General features: G+C 74.4%; 15 protein-coding genes. 8 read left to right on the top strand and 7 right to left on the bottom strand.

Annotated features, from left to right (window positions below; all coding sequences use genetic code 11):
• Positions 1-39 precede the first annotated feature (39 nt).
• The 3 genes from ACFU7Y_RS25570 to ACFU7Y_RS25560 form a co-directional block, all read right to left on the bottom strand.
• The gene (locus tag ACFU7Y_RS25570) at positions 40-1,485 is read right to left on the bottom strand and encodes a CHAP domain-containing protein (RefSeq protein WP_380769773.1); all 1,446 of its coding nucleotides are present in this window, start codon (positions 1,483-1,485) and stop codon (positions 40-42) included.
• A 227-nt stretch (positions 1,486-1,712) separates the two neighbouring features.
• Entirely contained in the window at positions 1,713-1,901 is a 189-nt protein-coding gene (locus tag ACFU7Y_RS25565) for a hypothetical protein (RefSeq protein WP_380769772.1), read from the bottom strand.
• 149 nt (positions 1,902-2,050) lie between these two features.
• On the bottom strand, positions 2,051-2,452 hold the full coding sequence (locus tag ACFU7Y_RS25560; RefSeq protein ID WP_380769771.1) for a hypothetical protein: 402 nt from the start codon (positions 2,450-2,452) through the stop codon (positions 2,051-2,053).
• A gap of 158 nt (positions 2,453-2,610) precedes the next feature.
• Here ACFU7Y_RS25560 and ACFU7Y_RS25555 point away from each other — a divergent pair, with 158 nt between their 5' ends.
• The 5 genes from ACFU7Y_RS25555 (at position 2,611) to ACFU7Y_RS25535 (ending at position 7,075) form a co-directional block, all read left to right on the top strand.
• A complete protein-coding gene (locus ACFU7Y_RS25555; protein ID WP_224284806.1) occupies positions 2,611-3,600 on the top strand; it encodes a LuxR family transcriptional regulator in 990 nt (329 codons plus the stop codon).
• A 170-nt stretch (positions 3,601-3,770) separates the two neighbouring features.
• Positions 3,771-4,268: a hypothetical protein gene (locus ACFU7Y_RS25550; protein WP_224284805.1), complete on the top strand. Its 498-nt coding sequence runs from the start codon at positions 3,771-3,773 to the stop codon at positions 4,266-4,268.
• A 54-nt stretch (positions 4,269-4,322) separates the two neighbouring features.
• Positions 4,323-5,333, top strand: a complete 1,011-nt coding sequence (locus ACFU7Y_RS25545; RefSeq protein ID WP_380769770.1) for an aldo/keto reductase — start codon at positions 4,323-4,325, stop codon at positions 5,331-5,333.
• A 221-nt stretch (positions 5,334-5,554) separates the two neighbouring features.
• Complete coding sequence (locus tag ACFU7Y_RS25540) at positions 5,555-5,689, top strand: DUF4253 domain-containing protein (protein WP_308020289.1); 135 nt, start codon at positions 5,555-5,557, stop codon at positions 5,687-5,689.
• 69 nt (positions 5,690-5,758) lie between these two features.
• Positions 5,759-7,075, top strand: coding sequence for an SLC13 family permease (locus ACFU7Y_RS25535; RefSeq protein WP_374120098.1), 1,317 nt, complete (start codon positions 5,759-5,761; stop codon positions 7,073-7,075).
• Positions 7,076-7,093: 18 nt separating this feature from the next.
• Here the strand turns inward: ACFU7Y_RS25535 and ACFU7Y_RS25530 are convergent, their stop codons facing one another.
• The 3 genes from ACFU7Y_RS25530 to ACFU7Y_RS25520 all read right to left on the bottom strand — a co-directional run bounded on the left by ACFU7Y_RS25530 (position 7,094) and on the right by ACFU7Y_RS25520 (position 10,382).
• The gene (locus ACFU7Y_RS25530; RefSeq protein ID WP_380769769.1) at positions 7,094-8,890 is read right to left on the bottom strand and encodes a beta-galactosidase family protein; all 1,797 of its coding nucleotides are present in this window, start codon (positions 8,888-8,890) and stop codon (positions 7,094-7,096) included.
• A 71-nt stretch (positions 8,891-8,961) separates the two neighbouring features.
• On the bottom strand, positions 8,962-9,435 hold the full coding sequence (locus tag ACFU7Y_RS25525; RefSeq protein ID WP_224284205.1) for a hypothetical protein: 474 nt from the start codon (positions 9,433-9,435) through the stop codon (positions 8,962-8,964).
• Between the two features lie 176 nt (positions 9,436-9,611).
• Positions 9,612-10,382, bottom strand: a complete 771-nt coding sequence (locus tag ACFU7Y_RS25520) for an MBL fold metallo-hydrolase (RefSeq protein ID WP_224284206.1) — start codon at positions 10,380-10,382, stop codon at positions 9,612-9,614.
• A 125-nt stretch (positions 10,383-10,507) separates the two neighbouring features.
• Between ACFU7Y_RS25520 and ACFU7Y_RS25515 the strand changes: the two genes are divergently transcribed.
• Positions 10,508-10,660, top strand: a complete 153-nt coding sequence (locus ACFU7Y_RS25515; protein WP_224284207.1) for a hypothetical protein — start codon at positions 10,508-10,510, stop codon at positions 10,658-10,660.
• An 86-nt stretch (positions 10,661-10,746) separates the two neighbouring features.
• Positions 10,747-11,073: a DUF1330 domain-containing protein gene (locus ACFU7Y_RS25510; protein ID WP_224285533.1), complete on the top strand. Its 327-nt coding sequence runs from the start codon at positions 10,747-10,749 to the stop codon at positions 11,071-11,073.
• Between the two features lie 28 nt (positions 11,074-11,101).
• Here ACFU7Y_RS25510 and ACFU7Y_RS25505 read toward each other — a convergent pair whose 3' ends face one another.
• Complete coding sequence (locus ACFU7Y_RS25505) at positions 11,102-12,046, bottom strand: NAD-dependent epimerase/dehydratase family protein (RefSeq protein WP_380769768.1); 945 nt, start codon at positions 12,044-12,046, stop codon at positions 11,102-11,104.
• A 174-nt stretch (positions 12,047-12,220) separates the two neighbouring features.
• Between ACFU7Y_RS25505 and ACFU7Y_RS25500 the strand changes: the two genes are divergently transcribed.
• On the top strand, positions 12,221-13,001 hold a 781-nt coding region (locus tag ACFU7Y_RS25500; RefSeq protein WP_380769767.1), incomplete at its 3' end, for an ALF repeat-containing protein.

The following is a 13,001-nucleotide window of genomic DNA, read 5'->3' as shown; positions in this document are numbered from 1 at the left end:
GTCCCTCGGCGGGACCGGGCGGCTGCGCGGAGCGGGGCGTCAGTTGGCCAGGGTGTTCAGGTGCATGTCGCCGTTGGGCATGCCGGTCGCGGCGATGGCGTTCACCTTGCCGCTGTCGTCGGCGACCGCGGCGCCCTGCCAGGTGCCGTTGGCGAAGCGGACGTTGTCGTACACCTTGCCGTTGCTCAGGGTGACGAGGTGCAGGTCGCCGTTGGGCAGGGCGGTGATCGCGGCCTGGCCGACCGCGCCGCCGGCGTCGGCGAGGGCGGCGCCCTGCCAGTTGCCGTTGGCGAAGCGGATGTTGTCGTACACGTTGCGGTCGCTCACGGTCACCAGGTGCATGTCGCCGTTGGGCATGCCGGCCACCGTAATCGCGCCGACCTTGCCGCTGTCGTCGGCGACCGCGGCGCCCTGCCAGGTGCCGTTGGCGAAGCGGACGTTGTCGTACACCTTGCCGCTGCTCAGGGTGACCAGGTGCATGTCGCCGTTGGGCAGGGCCGCGACCGCGGCCTGGGCCACCTTGCCGCCGGCGTCGGCGAGGGCGGCGCCCTGCCAGCTGCCGTTGGCGAAGCGGACGTTGTCGTACACGTTGCCGTTGGACACGGTCGTCAGGTGCATGTCGCCGTTCGGCATGCCGACGGCCGCGATCGAGGTGATGGTGCCGGCGCCGTCGGCGAGGGCGGCACCCTGCCAGGTGCCGTTGGCGAAGCGGACGTTGTCGTACACCTTGCCGTTGCTCAGGGTGACGACGTGCAGGTCGCCGTTGGGCAGGGCCGCGGTGACGACCTGGGACACGTCCGCACCGGCGTCGGCGAGGGCGGCGCCCTGCCAGTTGCCGTTGGCGAAGCGGACGTTGTCGTACACGTGGTTGGGCGCGACCGGGGTCGGGGTGGTCGTGGTGCCGCCGGCGTCGGTGCCGCCGCTCGGCGACACGTAGCCGCTGATGCGCTGGCCACCCCAGCTGTAGCCGATGGCGGAGCTGTGGGTCGCCGACTGCTTGACCCTGGAGGTGGCGGACCAGTTGCCGCTGACCCCGCCCTCGTTGCCGCCGATGGTGGTGATCGTGCCGTTGCCCACGGCCGTCACGATCGCCACGTGGTCGGCGTAGCCGTTGTAGTTGTAGTTGTACAGGACCGCGTCGCCGACCTGCGGGGTGCTGTGCAGGCCGCCGTTGTAGGTGCCGAAGCTGCCGGCCGCCGGGGTGAGGCCGCGCACGTCGACGCCGTTCTGCGCCCAGACCCACTTGGCGAAGTCTGCGCACCACGCCTCGGGGCTGCCGCCGTTGCCCGTGCAGCTGCTGTAGTAGGCGGTGCCGCCGGCGCTGTTGGTCGAACAGGCGCCCTTGCCCAGGTTGGCCGCCGCGGTGGCGGCGATGGAGGTGCCGACGCTGGCGGAGGCCGGGGAGGCGCCCAGCGCGAGGCTGACCGGGAGGAACGCGGCGGCGGTGGTCAGTGCGGCGGTACGGCGAAGGCTGGTCTTGGACATGACACATCTCCAGAGGTGTTCGTGGGCGCAAGAAGGCGAGGGGCACGACGGCGATGCGCCGTCAGCGGTGCGTCGTCGGCAGTGCGTTGTCGTGAGAGGGCGTCGCGGGCCGAGGGGCCGGCGGTCCAGGAGCGCCGCGGGCGGTGCGCGGCGGCGGGACGGGCCCGGCCCGGCCGGGCGGCTGCCCTGCAGGAGCAGCCGATCGGTGGGAGCCCGTGGCCGGGGGATCAGCCCCAGATCATGTCGTCGGCGGGGGCGCCGGCGACGGTGGTGACGGGGGCGCCGGCGACGGTGGTGACGGGGGCGACGGTAGCCGCCGGCCGGGCGGGGGAGGCCTGGGCGGCGACGGCGGGAACCAGGGCGGCGAGGGCGAGGGCGGCGACCGCGGCGGCCTTGGCGGTGACGGTGCGAAGCATGATGGTGTCTCCTTCTCGGATGGGACGGACTGAGGGCGTTTCCGGTGCTCGGCGTCCCGCGGTGACGCTTGCTCCGGTCTTGTTGTCGGGCGGTGTTCCCTGCCGACGACAACTACTTTCGCCGCCGCTCGCGGCCGGTGGAAGGGACTTCAGGTGGACGGAAACGCCCCTGGACCGTTCCGGCCAGGATCGGTGCAGTCGGGAGGGCCGGCGGGGCCGGCGGGTTCGGCGGAACCGGCCTCGTCGGACAGCAGGTGCTCGTAGAACGGCGCGACGAGCGGAGCGGCCGTCCCCGCCGCACTCCAGCCCGCGAACGCGGGCACGGCGGCCAGTGCGCGACGGCAGAACGCGGCGGCCCGGCCCTCCGCCTCGGCGAGGGAGTCCGCGACCAGGTAGACGCCGAGCACCGGATCCGGCAGCGCGTCCGGATGGACCACGAGGTGCTCGACCCGGTCCCCGGGGAGGACGGCGGCCAGCAGGATCCCCCGGGCGTCGACGGGCAGTGCCCGGCTCGGCGCATCGGGCCGCAGGACGGTATGAACGAGGTACATGCAACGAGCCTGCCCGGAGCGGGCATTCGGCCCATAGGGGAAGGGCGGGGACCATTCCGGCCGTGGCCGGAACCGTCCACCAAAGCGATGGCTTCGTCACCGTCAGTTGTGCAATGATCGCGTGCGGATCGAACACGGTTTCACCGCGGGGGTGGAGGATGCTCACGGCACTGGGACTGGACAAGGTCTCGGAAACGGTCTACCGGGCGATGCTCGCGCACCCGCAGGAAGGCGTGGCCGCCCTCGGCGCCCGCCTCGCCCTGCCCGAACAACAGGTCAGACAGGCCCTGGACACGCTCAGCGAACTGGCCCTGCTGCGCCCCTCCGCGGACCGCGAGGGCGAACTGCGCGCCGTCTCCCCCGAAGTCGGGATGGAGATCCTGATGGCCCGCCAGCAGGCCGAACTCGCGGCCCAGCAACTGCGCATCGAGGCTTCCCGGGCGGCGGCCGCCCAGCTCATCGCCGAGTACGCCGACCTGCGCCCGGCCTCCGGCCAGCCCGGCGTCGAGCAGCTGACCGGCCTCGACCAGATCCGCGACCGGCTCACCACACTCACCCGGGAGGTGCGCGAGGAGGTCATGACCTTCTCCCCGGACGGCGGCCAGAAACCCGAGAACATCGAGGCGGCCAAGCCCCTCAACCTCGACCTGCTGGAACGCGGCGTCCGGATGCGCACCGTCTACCTGGACAGCCTCCGCAACAGCCCGCACACCGTCGAGTACGTCAACTGGCTGGTCTCCCACGGCGGTCAGGTCCGCACCGTGCCCGCGCTGCCGACCCGGATGATCGTCGTCGACCGCACCACCGCCGTCATCCCCATCCGCAGCGACAGCTCCGCCGCCGGCGCCGTCGTCCTCACCGGGCAGGGCATGCTGGCCGCGCTGTGCGCGCTGTTCGAGACCGTCTGGGCGGACGCGCAACCGGTCGGCACCATCACCCGCCTCAACGAACGCGGGCTCAGCGCCCAGGAACAGGCCGCCGTCACCCTGCTCGCGGACGGCCACACCGACGACGCCATCGCCAAGCGCCTGGGCGTCTCACCCCGGACGGCCCGCCGCATCGCCACCGACCTCATGGAACGCCTCGACGCCCGCAGCCGCTTCCAGGCCGGAGTCCGGGCCGCCCAGGCGGGCTGGCTCGCCGGCTGAGCGGACGGCGGGCGAAGGCCGTCGGCCCGGGCGCTTCCTGCCCCAGGATGCACCGCGTCGAGCCGCGTCGAGCCGCGCCCGGCCGCGTTGAGCCGGGGGACGGGCCGGGGCCGTAGACGTGGACGGGGCGCCCTCCGCCGGAGCGGGCGCCGCGGCTTCAGGAGGCAGGCATGCTCAGGTTCCACGGCGCGTGGCGGATCACCGTCGTCGGCAGGAACGCCGACTTCGACCAGCGGGCGGTCGTGCGCGGCGCGTACGGGCTGCGGGTGCTGCCCGGGCGGGTCGGCGCCACCATCGAGGTGGACGAGGAGAGCTGGACGCTGTCCCTGGAACACCACCTGTGGGGCCGCAGCTGGCAGCCCAACCTGCGCACCACCCCCGGACCGGTCACCGAACACGGCGGCCTGCGCAGCCAGTTGCTCACCAGCAACGACTGCCACTGGCCGGGCAAGGCGCTCGACTACGTCAACTTCGTGCTGCGCCTGGACCAGGCCGTCGCCCCGGCCGCCGCGCCCGTGCGCGCCGCCCGCCCCCTGGAGACGCCGATCGCAGCCCCCGTCCAGGCCGTCCGCACCTCCTCCTCGGGCTGGGCCGAACCCATGACCGAGCCCCCGACCGGGCCCGGTCGCGAACGCGAGCGCGAGCGCGGCACCATCACCGCCGGCTGAGCCGACACGGCTAAAGTCCCAGGTGAGAACCATCGCGCCCGAGGAGAGCCCGCCATGCCGACCGACCCCGCCGCCACCGCAACCCCCGCCCCCACCGCCGCGCGTCCGCACCCCGCACGCCTCGGCTTGGGCACCGCGGCCGTCGGCCGGCCCGGCTACATCAACCTGGGGCGCGACGCGGACCTGCCCGCCGAACGCACCGTCGACGCCCTGCGCGAACGCACCCACACCCTGCTCGACGCCGCGTACGCCGCCGGCGTGCGCTACCTCGACACCGCCCGCTCCTACGGCCGCGCCGAGGAGTTCCTCGGCCAGTGGCTCGCCGAACACCCCCAGGCCGCGGCCGAGATGACGATCGGCAGCAAATGGGGCTACACCTACACCGCCGACTGGCAGACCAGCGGCGTCGCCGCCCACGAGGTCAAGGAACACTCCACGGCCGTCTACGACCGCCAGATTTACGAGACCCGCACCCTGCTCGGCGACCACCTGGACGTCTACCTGGTCCACTCGGTCACCCCCGACAGCCCCGCCCTCACCGACCCCGCCCTGCACCAACGCCTCGCCGCCCTCGCCGCCGAAGGCGTACGGGTGGGCCTGTCCACCAGCGGCCCCGCCCAGGCCGACACCATCCGCCGGGCCCTCGCCGTCACCACGGCCGGCCGGCCGCTGTTCACCGCCGTCCAGGCCACCTGGAACCTGCTGGAGACCTCCGCCGCCCCCGCCCTCGCCGACGCCCACGCGGCCGGATGGCTGGTCGTGGTCAAGGAGGGCATGGCCAACGGCCGCCTGGCCGGACGCAACGCCACCGGCCCCGACACCGCCCCGCTGCGCACCCTCGCCGCCCGCACCGCCACCACCCCCGACGCCCTCGCCCTGGCCGCGGCCGCCGCCCAGCCCTGGGCCGACATCGTCCTGTCCGGCGCCGCCACCCCCGAGCAGCTCACCTCCAACCTCGCCGCCGCAGACCTGCGCCCGACGCCCGAGGGCCTCGCCGCCCTCGACGCCATGGCGGAGCCCGCCGAGGCGTACTGGCGCACCAGGGCAGGGCTGCCCTGGTCCTGAGGGGCCGGTGGGGGAGCCCGCCGTGGGTGCCGGCGCTCGGCGGCGGGCGGCGCAGGCCTGCTGCCGGCGGGGCGGCAGGACGGTGCCCCGGTGGAGCCCAGGGCGTACCGGCGTGCGGGCCTACGGGCCTACGGGCCTACGGGCGTGCGGCCGGGCCGCCCCGGGCCCTGACGGGCCGCCGAGCCGGCCCGTTGTCGGTGCCCGCCCCTACGGTGAGCCGCATGACCGAGCACCCGGACCTCGCCGCCGAGCACACCGCCTTCTGCCCCGACCTCGTCTTCCAGGGCACCGGCACCCTCACCGAGTACGCCGAGCAGCTGGTCGGCGCCCACCAGTGGTCCTTCTGGTGGGACTGACCTGACCCCGGGGGCGGGCGCCGGGCGCACGGACCCGCCCGGTGTCCGCGGGCCGCCCGCCGGTGTGGCATGCTGCGCCGGGCCGCGAACCGAGCCCGAGCACCGACCACCCCCGAGGAGCCTGCCCTGAACACCGCCTGCGCCGAAGCCTTGTCCGCAGGCCTGCTGGTACTCGTCCTGATCTGCGCCGTCGCCCGGCCCTGGGGCTGGCCGGAGGCCGCCGCCGCGGTGCCGGCCGCCGCCCTGCTGGTGGCGACCGGCGCCGTCCCACTGGAGCACGCGACGGCCGAGGCCGCCCGCCTCGGGCCGGTGATCGGCTTCCTGGCCGCCATCCTGGTCCTGGCCAAGCTCTGCGACGACGAGGGGCTGTTCCGCGCCTGCGGGGCCTGGATGGCGCGCAGCGCCGCCGGGCGCCCGCGCCGACTGCTGGCCCAGGTGTTCACCGTCGCCTCGGTGGTCACCGCGGTGCTCAGCCTGGACGCCACCGTCGTGCTGCTCACCCCGGTCGTGCTGGCCACCGCAGCCCGCCTCGGCGCCCGGCCCGGGCCGCACCTGTACGCCTGCGCCCACCTGTCGAACACGGCCTCGCTGCTGCTGCCGGTCTCCAACCTGACCAACCTGCTCGCCTTCACCGTCAGCGGCCTCAGCTTCGGCCGCTTCGCCGCCCTGATGACGCTGCCGTGGCTGGCCGCGGTCGGCGTCGAGTACCTGGTGCTGCGCCGCTTCTTCGCCGCCGACCTGGACGCCCGTCCGACCGAGACGCCCGAGACCGGGCCGGCCCCCGCCATGCCGCTGTTCGCCCTGGCCACCGTGGGCTGCACGCTCGCCGGGTTCGTCGTCGCCTCCGCGCTGGACGTCAACCCGGCCTGGGCGGCGGCCGCCGGCGCCACCGTCCTCGCCGTCCGTGCCCTGGCCCGGGGCCACGCCACCGCTGCTACGGTGGTGCGCTCGGCGGCCCTGCCGTTCCTGGCGTTCGTCCTGGCCCTGGGCATCGTGGTGCGCGCCGTCGTCGACAACGGCCTGGCCACCGGCCTGGCCCACCTCATCCCGTCCGGCACCGCGCTGCCCGCCCTGCTCGGCACCGCCGCCCTGGCCGCCGCCCTCGCCAACGTCATCAACAACCTGCCCGCCACGCTCGCCCTGGTACCGCTGGCAGCCCCGGCCGGGCCCGGCGCCGTCCTCGCCGTCCTCCTCGGCGTGAACATCGGCCCCAACCTCAGCTACGCCGGATCGCTGGCCACCCTGCTGTGGCGCGGCATCGTCCGCGACCGCGGGGTGCCGGTGGACCTGCGCGAGTTCACCCGCCTGGGCCTGCTCGCCGTCCCGGCCACCCTGACCGCCGCCGTCCTGGCCCTGTGGGCCTCGCTGCGCCTGATCGGCGCCTGACCGGGTGCCGGGGGTGCCTCAGTACTCGGAGCTGGGTGCCGCCGTGACCGGGCCGAGGTCCGGCTCGTCACGCAACTCCACAGCCGTGCCGTGCCGTTCGAGTTCCAGCACGACCAGCTCGTTGGCACCGGCCTGCCACAGCGGGGCGGGGGCGTAGAGGGTGTGCTGGGGGCCGGCGGAGCAGTGGCGGCCGAGCAGGAAGCCGTTGAGCCACAGCAGTCCGCGGCCCCAGTCGGGCAGGGCGACGAACGCGTCGGCGGGGGAGGGGAGTTCGGCGGTGAAGCGGTGGAACGCCGGCTGCCCGTCGCCCGCCTCGACGCCGTCGGTGAAACGCAGTGCGGACAGGTCGGTCAGCGGCAGCGGCCGGATCTGCCAGTCGAAGAGCCGCTGGTGGCCGTGCGAGACGCCGCGGGTGATGCCCTTGCGGTCGTCCATCTGCGGGCCGTAGTTCACCCGGCCCAGCGCCTCGACGAGGATGTCCAGCACGACCCCGTCGGGCCCGGTGGCCAGCGCCAGCGTCGCGCCGGGGGAGTTGCGCTCCAGCACCCCGAGCGGGCGCCCGTCCGCGAAGACCTGCGCCCGGTCGGCCAACCCGTCGATGCGCAGCGGCAGTTCGGGGCGCGGTCCGGGTACGCGGGTGCGGTAGTGGATCAGGCCGCGGTCCTGGCCGACCTGCTCCATCGGCAGCGGCGCGGCGTGCCGCTGCGGCTGTGACAGCGCATCCAGGGCCTGTGCCAGCGCCGCCCGCCCGTGCGCCTGTTCCAGCCGCTGCGGTGCCACCCGCTGCGGTGGGTCGGGCAGTTCGCCGTCCGGCAGGGGCAGGTAGCGGCCGATGACCTCGCGCAGGGCGTGGAACTTCTCGGTCAGCTCGCCGGCCTCGCCGATCGGCGCGTCATAGTCGTAGCTGGTGACGGTCGGCTCGTAGCCGGCGTCCAGCGGGTGGGCGCCGCTGTGGTTGGCGCCGGCCCACAGGCCGAAGCTGGTGCCGCCGTGCGCCATGTAGAGGCTGACGGAGGCGCCGGTGGCCAGCAGCTCGTCCAGTGAGGCGGCGGTCTCCTTCGGGTCGCGGACGTGGTGGGGCAGGCCCCACTGGTCGAACCAGCCGATCCAGAACTCCATAGCGGTCAGCGGGCCTTCGCCCTGGTGGCGGCGGAGCACCGCCAGACGCTCGGGGGCGCGCGAGCCGAAGGTCGCGGTGGCCAGGTGGCCGGGGATGGCGCCGCCCTGCTGCATGGTGTCGTGGGCGCCGTCGGTGGTGAACAGCAGGCAGTCCACCCCGCGCCTTACCAGGCCGTCGCGCAGGTGGGCGAGGTAGACGGCGTCGTCGCCGTAACTGCCGTACTCGTTCTCCACCTGCATCGCCACCACCGGCCCGCCCCGGCTCGCCAGCAGCGGCAGCAACTCGGGCACCAGCGCGTCGAACCAGCCGTCCACCTCGGCCAGGTACGCCGGGTCCGCGCAGCGCAGCCGCAGCCCGTCCACTGCCAGCAGCCGGGCCGGAAGCCCGCCGAACTCCCACTCCGCGCAGATGTACGGGCCCGGCCGCAGGATCACGTCCAGCCCCAGGCCGGCGGCCAGCCGCACGAAGCGTGCCACGTCCCGCCAGCCGGTGAAGTCCACGGTGCCGTCGGGAAGTTCGTGGAAGTTCCACGGCACGTAGGTGTCCACCGTGTTCACCCCCAGCGCCCGCACCCGCCGCAGCCGGTCCTCCCACAGCTGCGGATGCACCCGGAAGTAGTGCACCGCCCCGGCCACCACCCGGTGCGGCGCCCCGTCCCGCACGAACCCGTCCGCGTCGTACCCGAGCACGCGCACACCCGCCTTCCCACCGCAGACCCTGGCACCGCCGAGCCTAGCGAGGAACGGGCCGCGCGGGCCGTCGCCGCTCAGGTGTCGTAGCAGCCGTCCCATGGGGGGCCGAAGCCCAGGCCGTCCGGGTGGAGCTCCATCCGGACGCGGTCCTCCTCGTCGTCCTCGTCCTCGTCCACCTCTACGACCAGGCCGAACAGGGCGCCCTCGAAGCGGACCTCGAAGGGCGCGATGACGATGTCCTGGCAGTGGAGCCCCGGCAGGGCGTCCAGCCACTGCTTCAGCAGGAGCTCGGCCGCGGTGATCGCCTGCCGCTCGCCGTCCGCCGTCGTGCCGGTGAACTCGATGCGCGAGCCCAGGTGGACGCCCGCCTCGTCGAAGCGGTGCAGCACGGCGTGCCAGCGCTTCACGGCCTGCCAGTTGTCGTGGCTCCAGTCCTCGGGAAGGGTCGCGACGATGTTCGCGTAGAACTGGCCGCCCTCGTACCGGCCGATGGTGTCCGTGTGGTAGCCGGGTTCGTGGCAGATCGGAATGACTTCGGGAACGTTCATGCCCCGAATCTAGGGCCCACCTGCGACAACGAGCCCGGGCGGGGGAGCGGGCGCCGGTGTTGCGCCCGGCGGTGCGGGTGCGGTAGTCGGACGGGCCGCCACGCGCAGCGCCCGACCGACGGCCCGTTTCCGGCACGCTGCCGCCGCCGTTCCGGCCGTGTCCGAGGAGAGGGACGTCACGGGGCCGGGCGAGGGGCTCCGCCGCGGTCCTGGAACGAGAGCACCATGCCTTCCTCGGCTGCGATCACCTCGCCCGGGAACCGGCTCCGGGCGTCGGCGATCGAGCGCGTGCGGTCGCTGCCGGGCCAGAAGTGCGTGAGGAGCAGGCGCTCGGCCCCGGAGCGGGCCGCCCACGTCCCGGCCTCCACGGCACTCATCAGGCGGTGGTCGCCGCCGTCGGCGGACGGGCCCTGGAGCGTGGCTCCGGCGATGAACAGATCCGCTCCCGCGGCCAGCCGGGCCAGAGCGGGGTCCGCTCCCGCGTCGCCGCTGTAGGCCAGGGTCAGACCCGGCGCGGTCAACCGCACTCCCGCGTGCGGAACGTGATGCGGCAGCAGTGCGGCATCGAGCCGGAACGGTCCCACCCGGTGGCTGGAGGGAAGCGTGTGCACGTCGAAGACGTCGAGCAGGTCCTCGGTCGGTTCCATCGCCTGGACCCGTGCGACCACCCCGGGGGTGCAGTACAGCGGCAGGCGGGCGCCCCGCTCCTGCGCGAAGTAGCGCGCGCGGCACAGCGGACTGAGGTCGGCGCAGTGGTCGGGGTGCTCATGAGTGATCACCACCGCGTCGACGTTCCCGTCGGCACAGTGCTCCAGCAAGCGCGGGAACGTCGCGTAGCCGAGGTCCAGCACCAGCCGGAACCCGTCGTACTCCAGCAGGAACCCGCTGGCGCTCCGCCCGGCCTCGGGCCAGGCGCCGCACGTCCCCAGTACCGTCAGTCTGCGCACCGGCCGATGCTCTCACGGGTGGTTCCACCGGCCGAACCCGAGCGGTCCCGGCCCCGGCCCGGGCGGCCCGCCGCCGCGCCCGGCCCGCACGGTGATCCGCGGGAGGGCCCTGGCAGACTGCGGACATGAACGGACCGTCGCCCGATGACGGGCTCGCCGCGAACCGTGCCCTCCGGGATGCCCGGGCGAAGGCGCACGGGACGACCCCCGACGACGTGTTCTACGACGTCGATGCCTTCCTGGCCGGGCGGCAGCCGGCAGCCGCTACCGATACGTGACGGATTCGCCCGCCCGGCCCCCGCCCCTAGCGTCGGAGGCGTCGGACGGAACGCCCGCCGGCCACCACCCCCCCGAGGAGCAGCACATGTCCGCCTACGCGCTGGCCCAGGTTCACTCGGTCGAGTTCGGCCCCGACATCGTCGAGTACCTGGAGCGCATCGACGCCACCCTCGACCCCTTCGGCGGCCGCTTCGTCGTCCACGGCGGCAAGCCGCAGACCGTGGAGGGCAGTTGGGCGGAGGCCGACCTCATCCTCATCGAGTTCCCGGACCACGAGCGGGCCCGCGCCTGGTGGGACTCGCCCGCCTACCGGGAGATCCTGCCGCTGCGCACCCGGCACATGGTCGCCGACATCGTCCTGGTCGAGGGGGTGCCGGCCGGCTACCGCGGCGCGGACGCGCTCAAGCACTGACTCCAGCCCCCACACCAGCGCCGACCGGCTACGCCCCCACGCGCTCGCGCCACCAGGCGACCGTCGCCCGCAGCTGCTCGTCCAGCGGCGTGGCCCGCACCGCGAACGCGCCCTCGTACGCGGAGCAGTCCACCACGAACGGCCGGTCGAACTGGTAGCGCACCTCCCGCAGTTCGCGCAGCAGCGGGGAGAACACCCCCGCCACGGCGAGGACGGCCGCAGGCAGACGGCGCACCGCGACCGGCCCGCTGCCGGCCTCGGCGGCCAGCCGGTCGACCATCGCGCGCACCGACAGGGGAGAAACGGTCGGCACGTGCCAGGCCCGGCCCCAGGCCCGCTCCTCGCCGGCGATCTCGGCCATCGCCTGGGCCACGTCCGGCAGGTAGGTCCAGCTGTGCGCGGTGTCCGGGTCGCCGAGCGTCGCGACCGGGCGGCCCTTCAGCAGATGGGGCACCGCCCGCGCGGCCAGGTGGCCGCCGTCGGTGACACCGGGGCCGAAGAAGTCCGAGGCCCGCACCTCCACCGCCCGGATCCGCCCGGCCTCGTGCAGCGCCCGCGCCTGCTCCCAGGCCGCCGCCCGCACCCGGCCCTTGGGGCCGGTCGCGGCGAGCGGCAGGTCCTCGGTCATCGCCCCCGCCACCGGCCCGTAGCCGTACAGGTTGCCGAGCATGACCAGCACCGCGCCGCTCTCCTCGGCCGCCGCGCACAGCGAGGCGGTCAGCGCAGGCCAGAGCCGGGCCCACTGCGGCAGCGGCGGCGCGGCGCAGCCGTGGATGGCGGCCGCGCCGCGGGCGGCCTGCGCCAGCCGCACCGGGTCGCTCGCGTCCAGGGCGAGGTGCTCGACGCCGGGGACGGCCGGCCCGGCGGGGCGTCCGGCGCGGGTGACGACCCGGACCTCGTGGCCCTGCTCGGCCAGCAGGCGGGCGGTGGCGGCCCCGGCGGGCCCGTGTCCGACGACCAGGTGGAAGCTCATCCGCCACACCCTAGCGGCGGCCTCCGACAGGCATGAGGCGCGGCGGAGCCTGGTGCAACCCGTTGTCGGCGGGGGAGGTCAGGGGGCCGGCAAATAACTGGTACGGCAATCGTAAAAGTGGATCTATGCTGTCGGTCATTCATGATCCCTTCACACGAAGCAGGTTTGCTCTCGATGAAGCTGCCCCGGGTGTCCGCCGTCGTCGCGGCCGCCGTCCTGGCCCCCGCCGTCCTCTTCCCCGCCACGGCCTCGGCCGCCGACGCCCCGAAGCCGACCGGCGTCTCCGGTCCCGACACCGGGTCGGACTCCGTCAAGGACGTCGCGCCCGAGGACGGCGACGGGCAGGAGCAGCGTGACCGCGCCGAGGTCGAGCGCATCCTCGCGGGCTCGCCGAGCTGGTCCAAGGTGCGCGAGAACGCGGCGAAGGCCCTCAAGGGCGGCGCCGCCGAGCTGCGGCACTTCCTGACGGTCGAGCTGGACGAGAGCCGCCAGACCGACAACCGGGTGAGGGTCGCCCAGATCGAGGACCGCGGCGGCCCGGCCGTGAAGAAGGCCGCAGACCAGGCGCTGCGAGGCACCTACCAGGACGTCCTCGACTTCCTGGCGACCGGCCAGTACACGGCCCGTGCCGAGGACGAGGACCGCGCCAAGGTCGAGGCCATCCTCGCCGATCCGCAGAGCGGCCGCGGGGTGCGCGAGGCGGCCGAGAAGGCGCTCAAGGGCGGTGCCGCCGAGCTGCGGCACTTCCTGGAGGTCGAGCTCGACGAGCAGCGGAAGAGCGACAACCGGGTCAAGACCGCCCAGATCTACAGCGCCGGCGGCCCGGCCGTGCAGAAGGCCGCCAGGGCCGCCCTCAACGGCACCTACCAGGACGTCCTCGACTTCCTGGCGACCGGCCAGTACACGGCCCGTGCCGAGGACGAGGACCGCGCCAAGGTCGAGGCCATCCTCGCCG

The organism is Kitasatospora sp. NPDC057542, assembly GCF_042801945.1.
Taxonomy (GTDB): domain Bacteria; phylum Actinomycetota; class Actinomycetes; order Streptomycetales; family Streptomycetaceae; genus Kitasatospora.
Note: the sequence above shows the minus strand (reverse complement) of the source record. Positions and strands in the feature narration are given on the sequence as shown.

Bases quoted from the DNA above. Each gene is read 5' to 3' on its own strand.
- ACFU7Y_RS25570 (WP_380769773.1), bottom strand. From the start codon at position 1,485: ATGTCCAAGACCAGCCTTCGCCGTACCGCCGCACTGACCACCGCCGCC.
- ACFU7Y_RS25565 (WP_380769772.1), bottom strand. From the start codon at position 1,901: ATGCTTCGCACCGTCACCGCCAAGGCCGCCGCGGTCGCCGCCCTCGCC.
- ACFU7Y_RS25560 (WP_380769771.1), bottom strand. From the start codon at position 2,452: ATGTACCTCGTTCATACCGTCCTGCGGCCCGATGCGCCGAGCCGGGCA.
- ACFU7Y_RS25555 (WP_224284806.1), top strand. From the start codon at position 2,611: ATGCTCACGGCACTGGGACTGGACAAGGTCTCGGAAACGGTCTACCGG.
- ACFU7Y_RS25550 (WP_224284805.1), top strand. From the start codon at position 3,771: ATGCTCAGGTTCCACGGCGCGTGGCGGATCACCGTCGTCGGCAGGAAC.
- ACFU7Y_RS25545 (WP_380769770.1), top strand. From the start codon at position 4,323: ATGCCGACCGACCCCGCCGCCACCGCAACCCCCGCCCCCACCGCCGCG.
- ACFU7Y_RS25540 (WP_308020289.1), top strand. From the start codon at position 5,555: ATGACCGAGCACCCGGACCTCGCCGCCGAGCACACCGCCTTCTGCCCC.
- ACFU7Y_RS25535 (WP_374120098.1), top strand. From the start codon at position 5,759: ATGCTGCGCCGGGCCGCGAACCGAGCCCGAGCACCGACCACCCCCGAG.
- ACFU7Y_RS25525 (WP_224284205.1), bottom strand. From the start codon at position 9,435: ATGAACGTTCCCGAAGTCATTCCGATCTGCCACGAACCCGGCTACCAC.
- ACFU7Y_RS25515 (WP_224284207.1), top strand. From the start codon at position 10,508: ATGAACGGACCGTCGCCCGATGACGGGCTCGCCGCGAACCGTGCCCTC.
- ACFU7Y_RS25510 (WP_224285533.1), top strand. From the start codon at position 10,747: ATGTCCGCCTACGCGCTGGCCCAGGTTCACTCGGTCGAGTTCGGCCCC.
- ACFU7Y_RS25505 (WP_380769768.1), bottom strand. From the start codon at position 12,046: ATGAGCTTCCACCTGGTCGTCGGACACGGGCCCGCCGGGGCCGCCACC.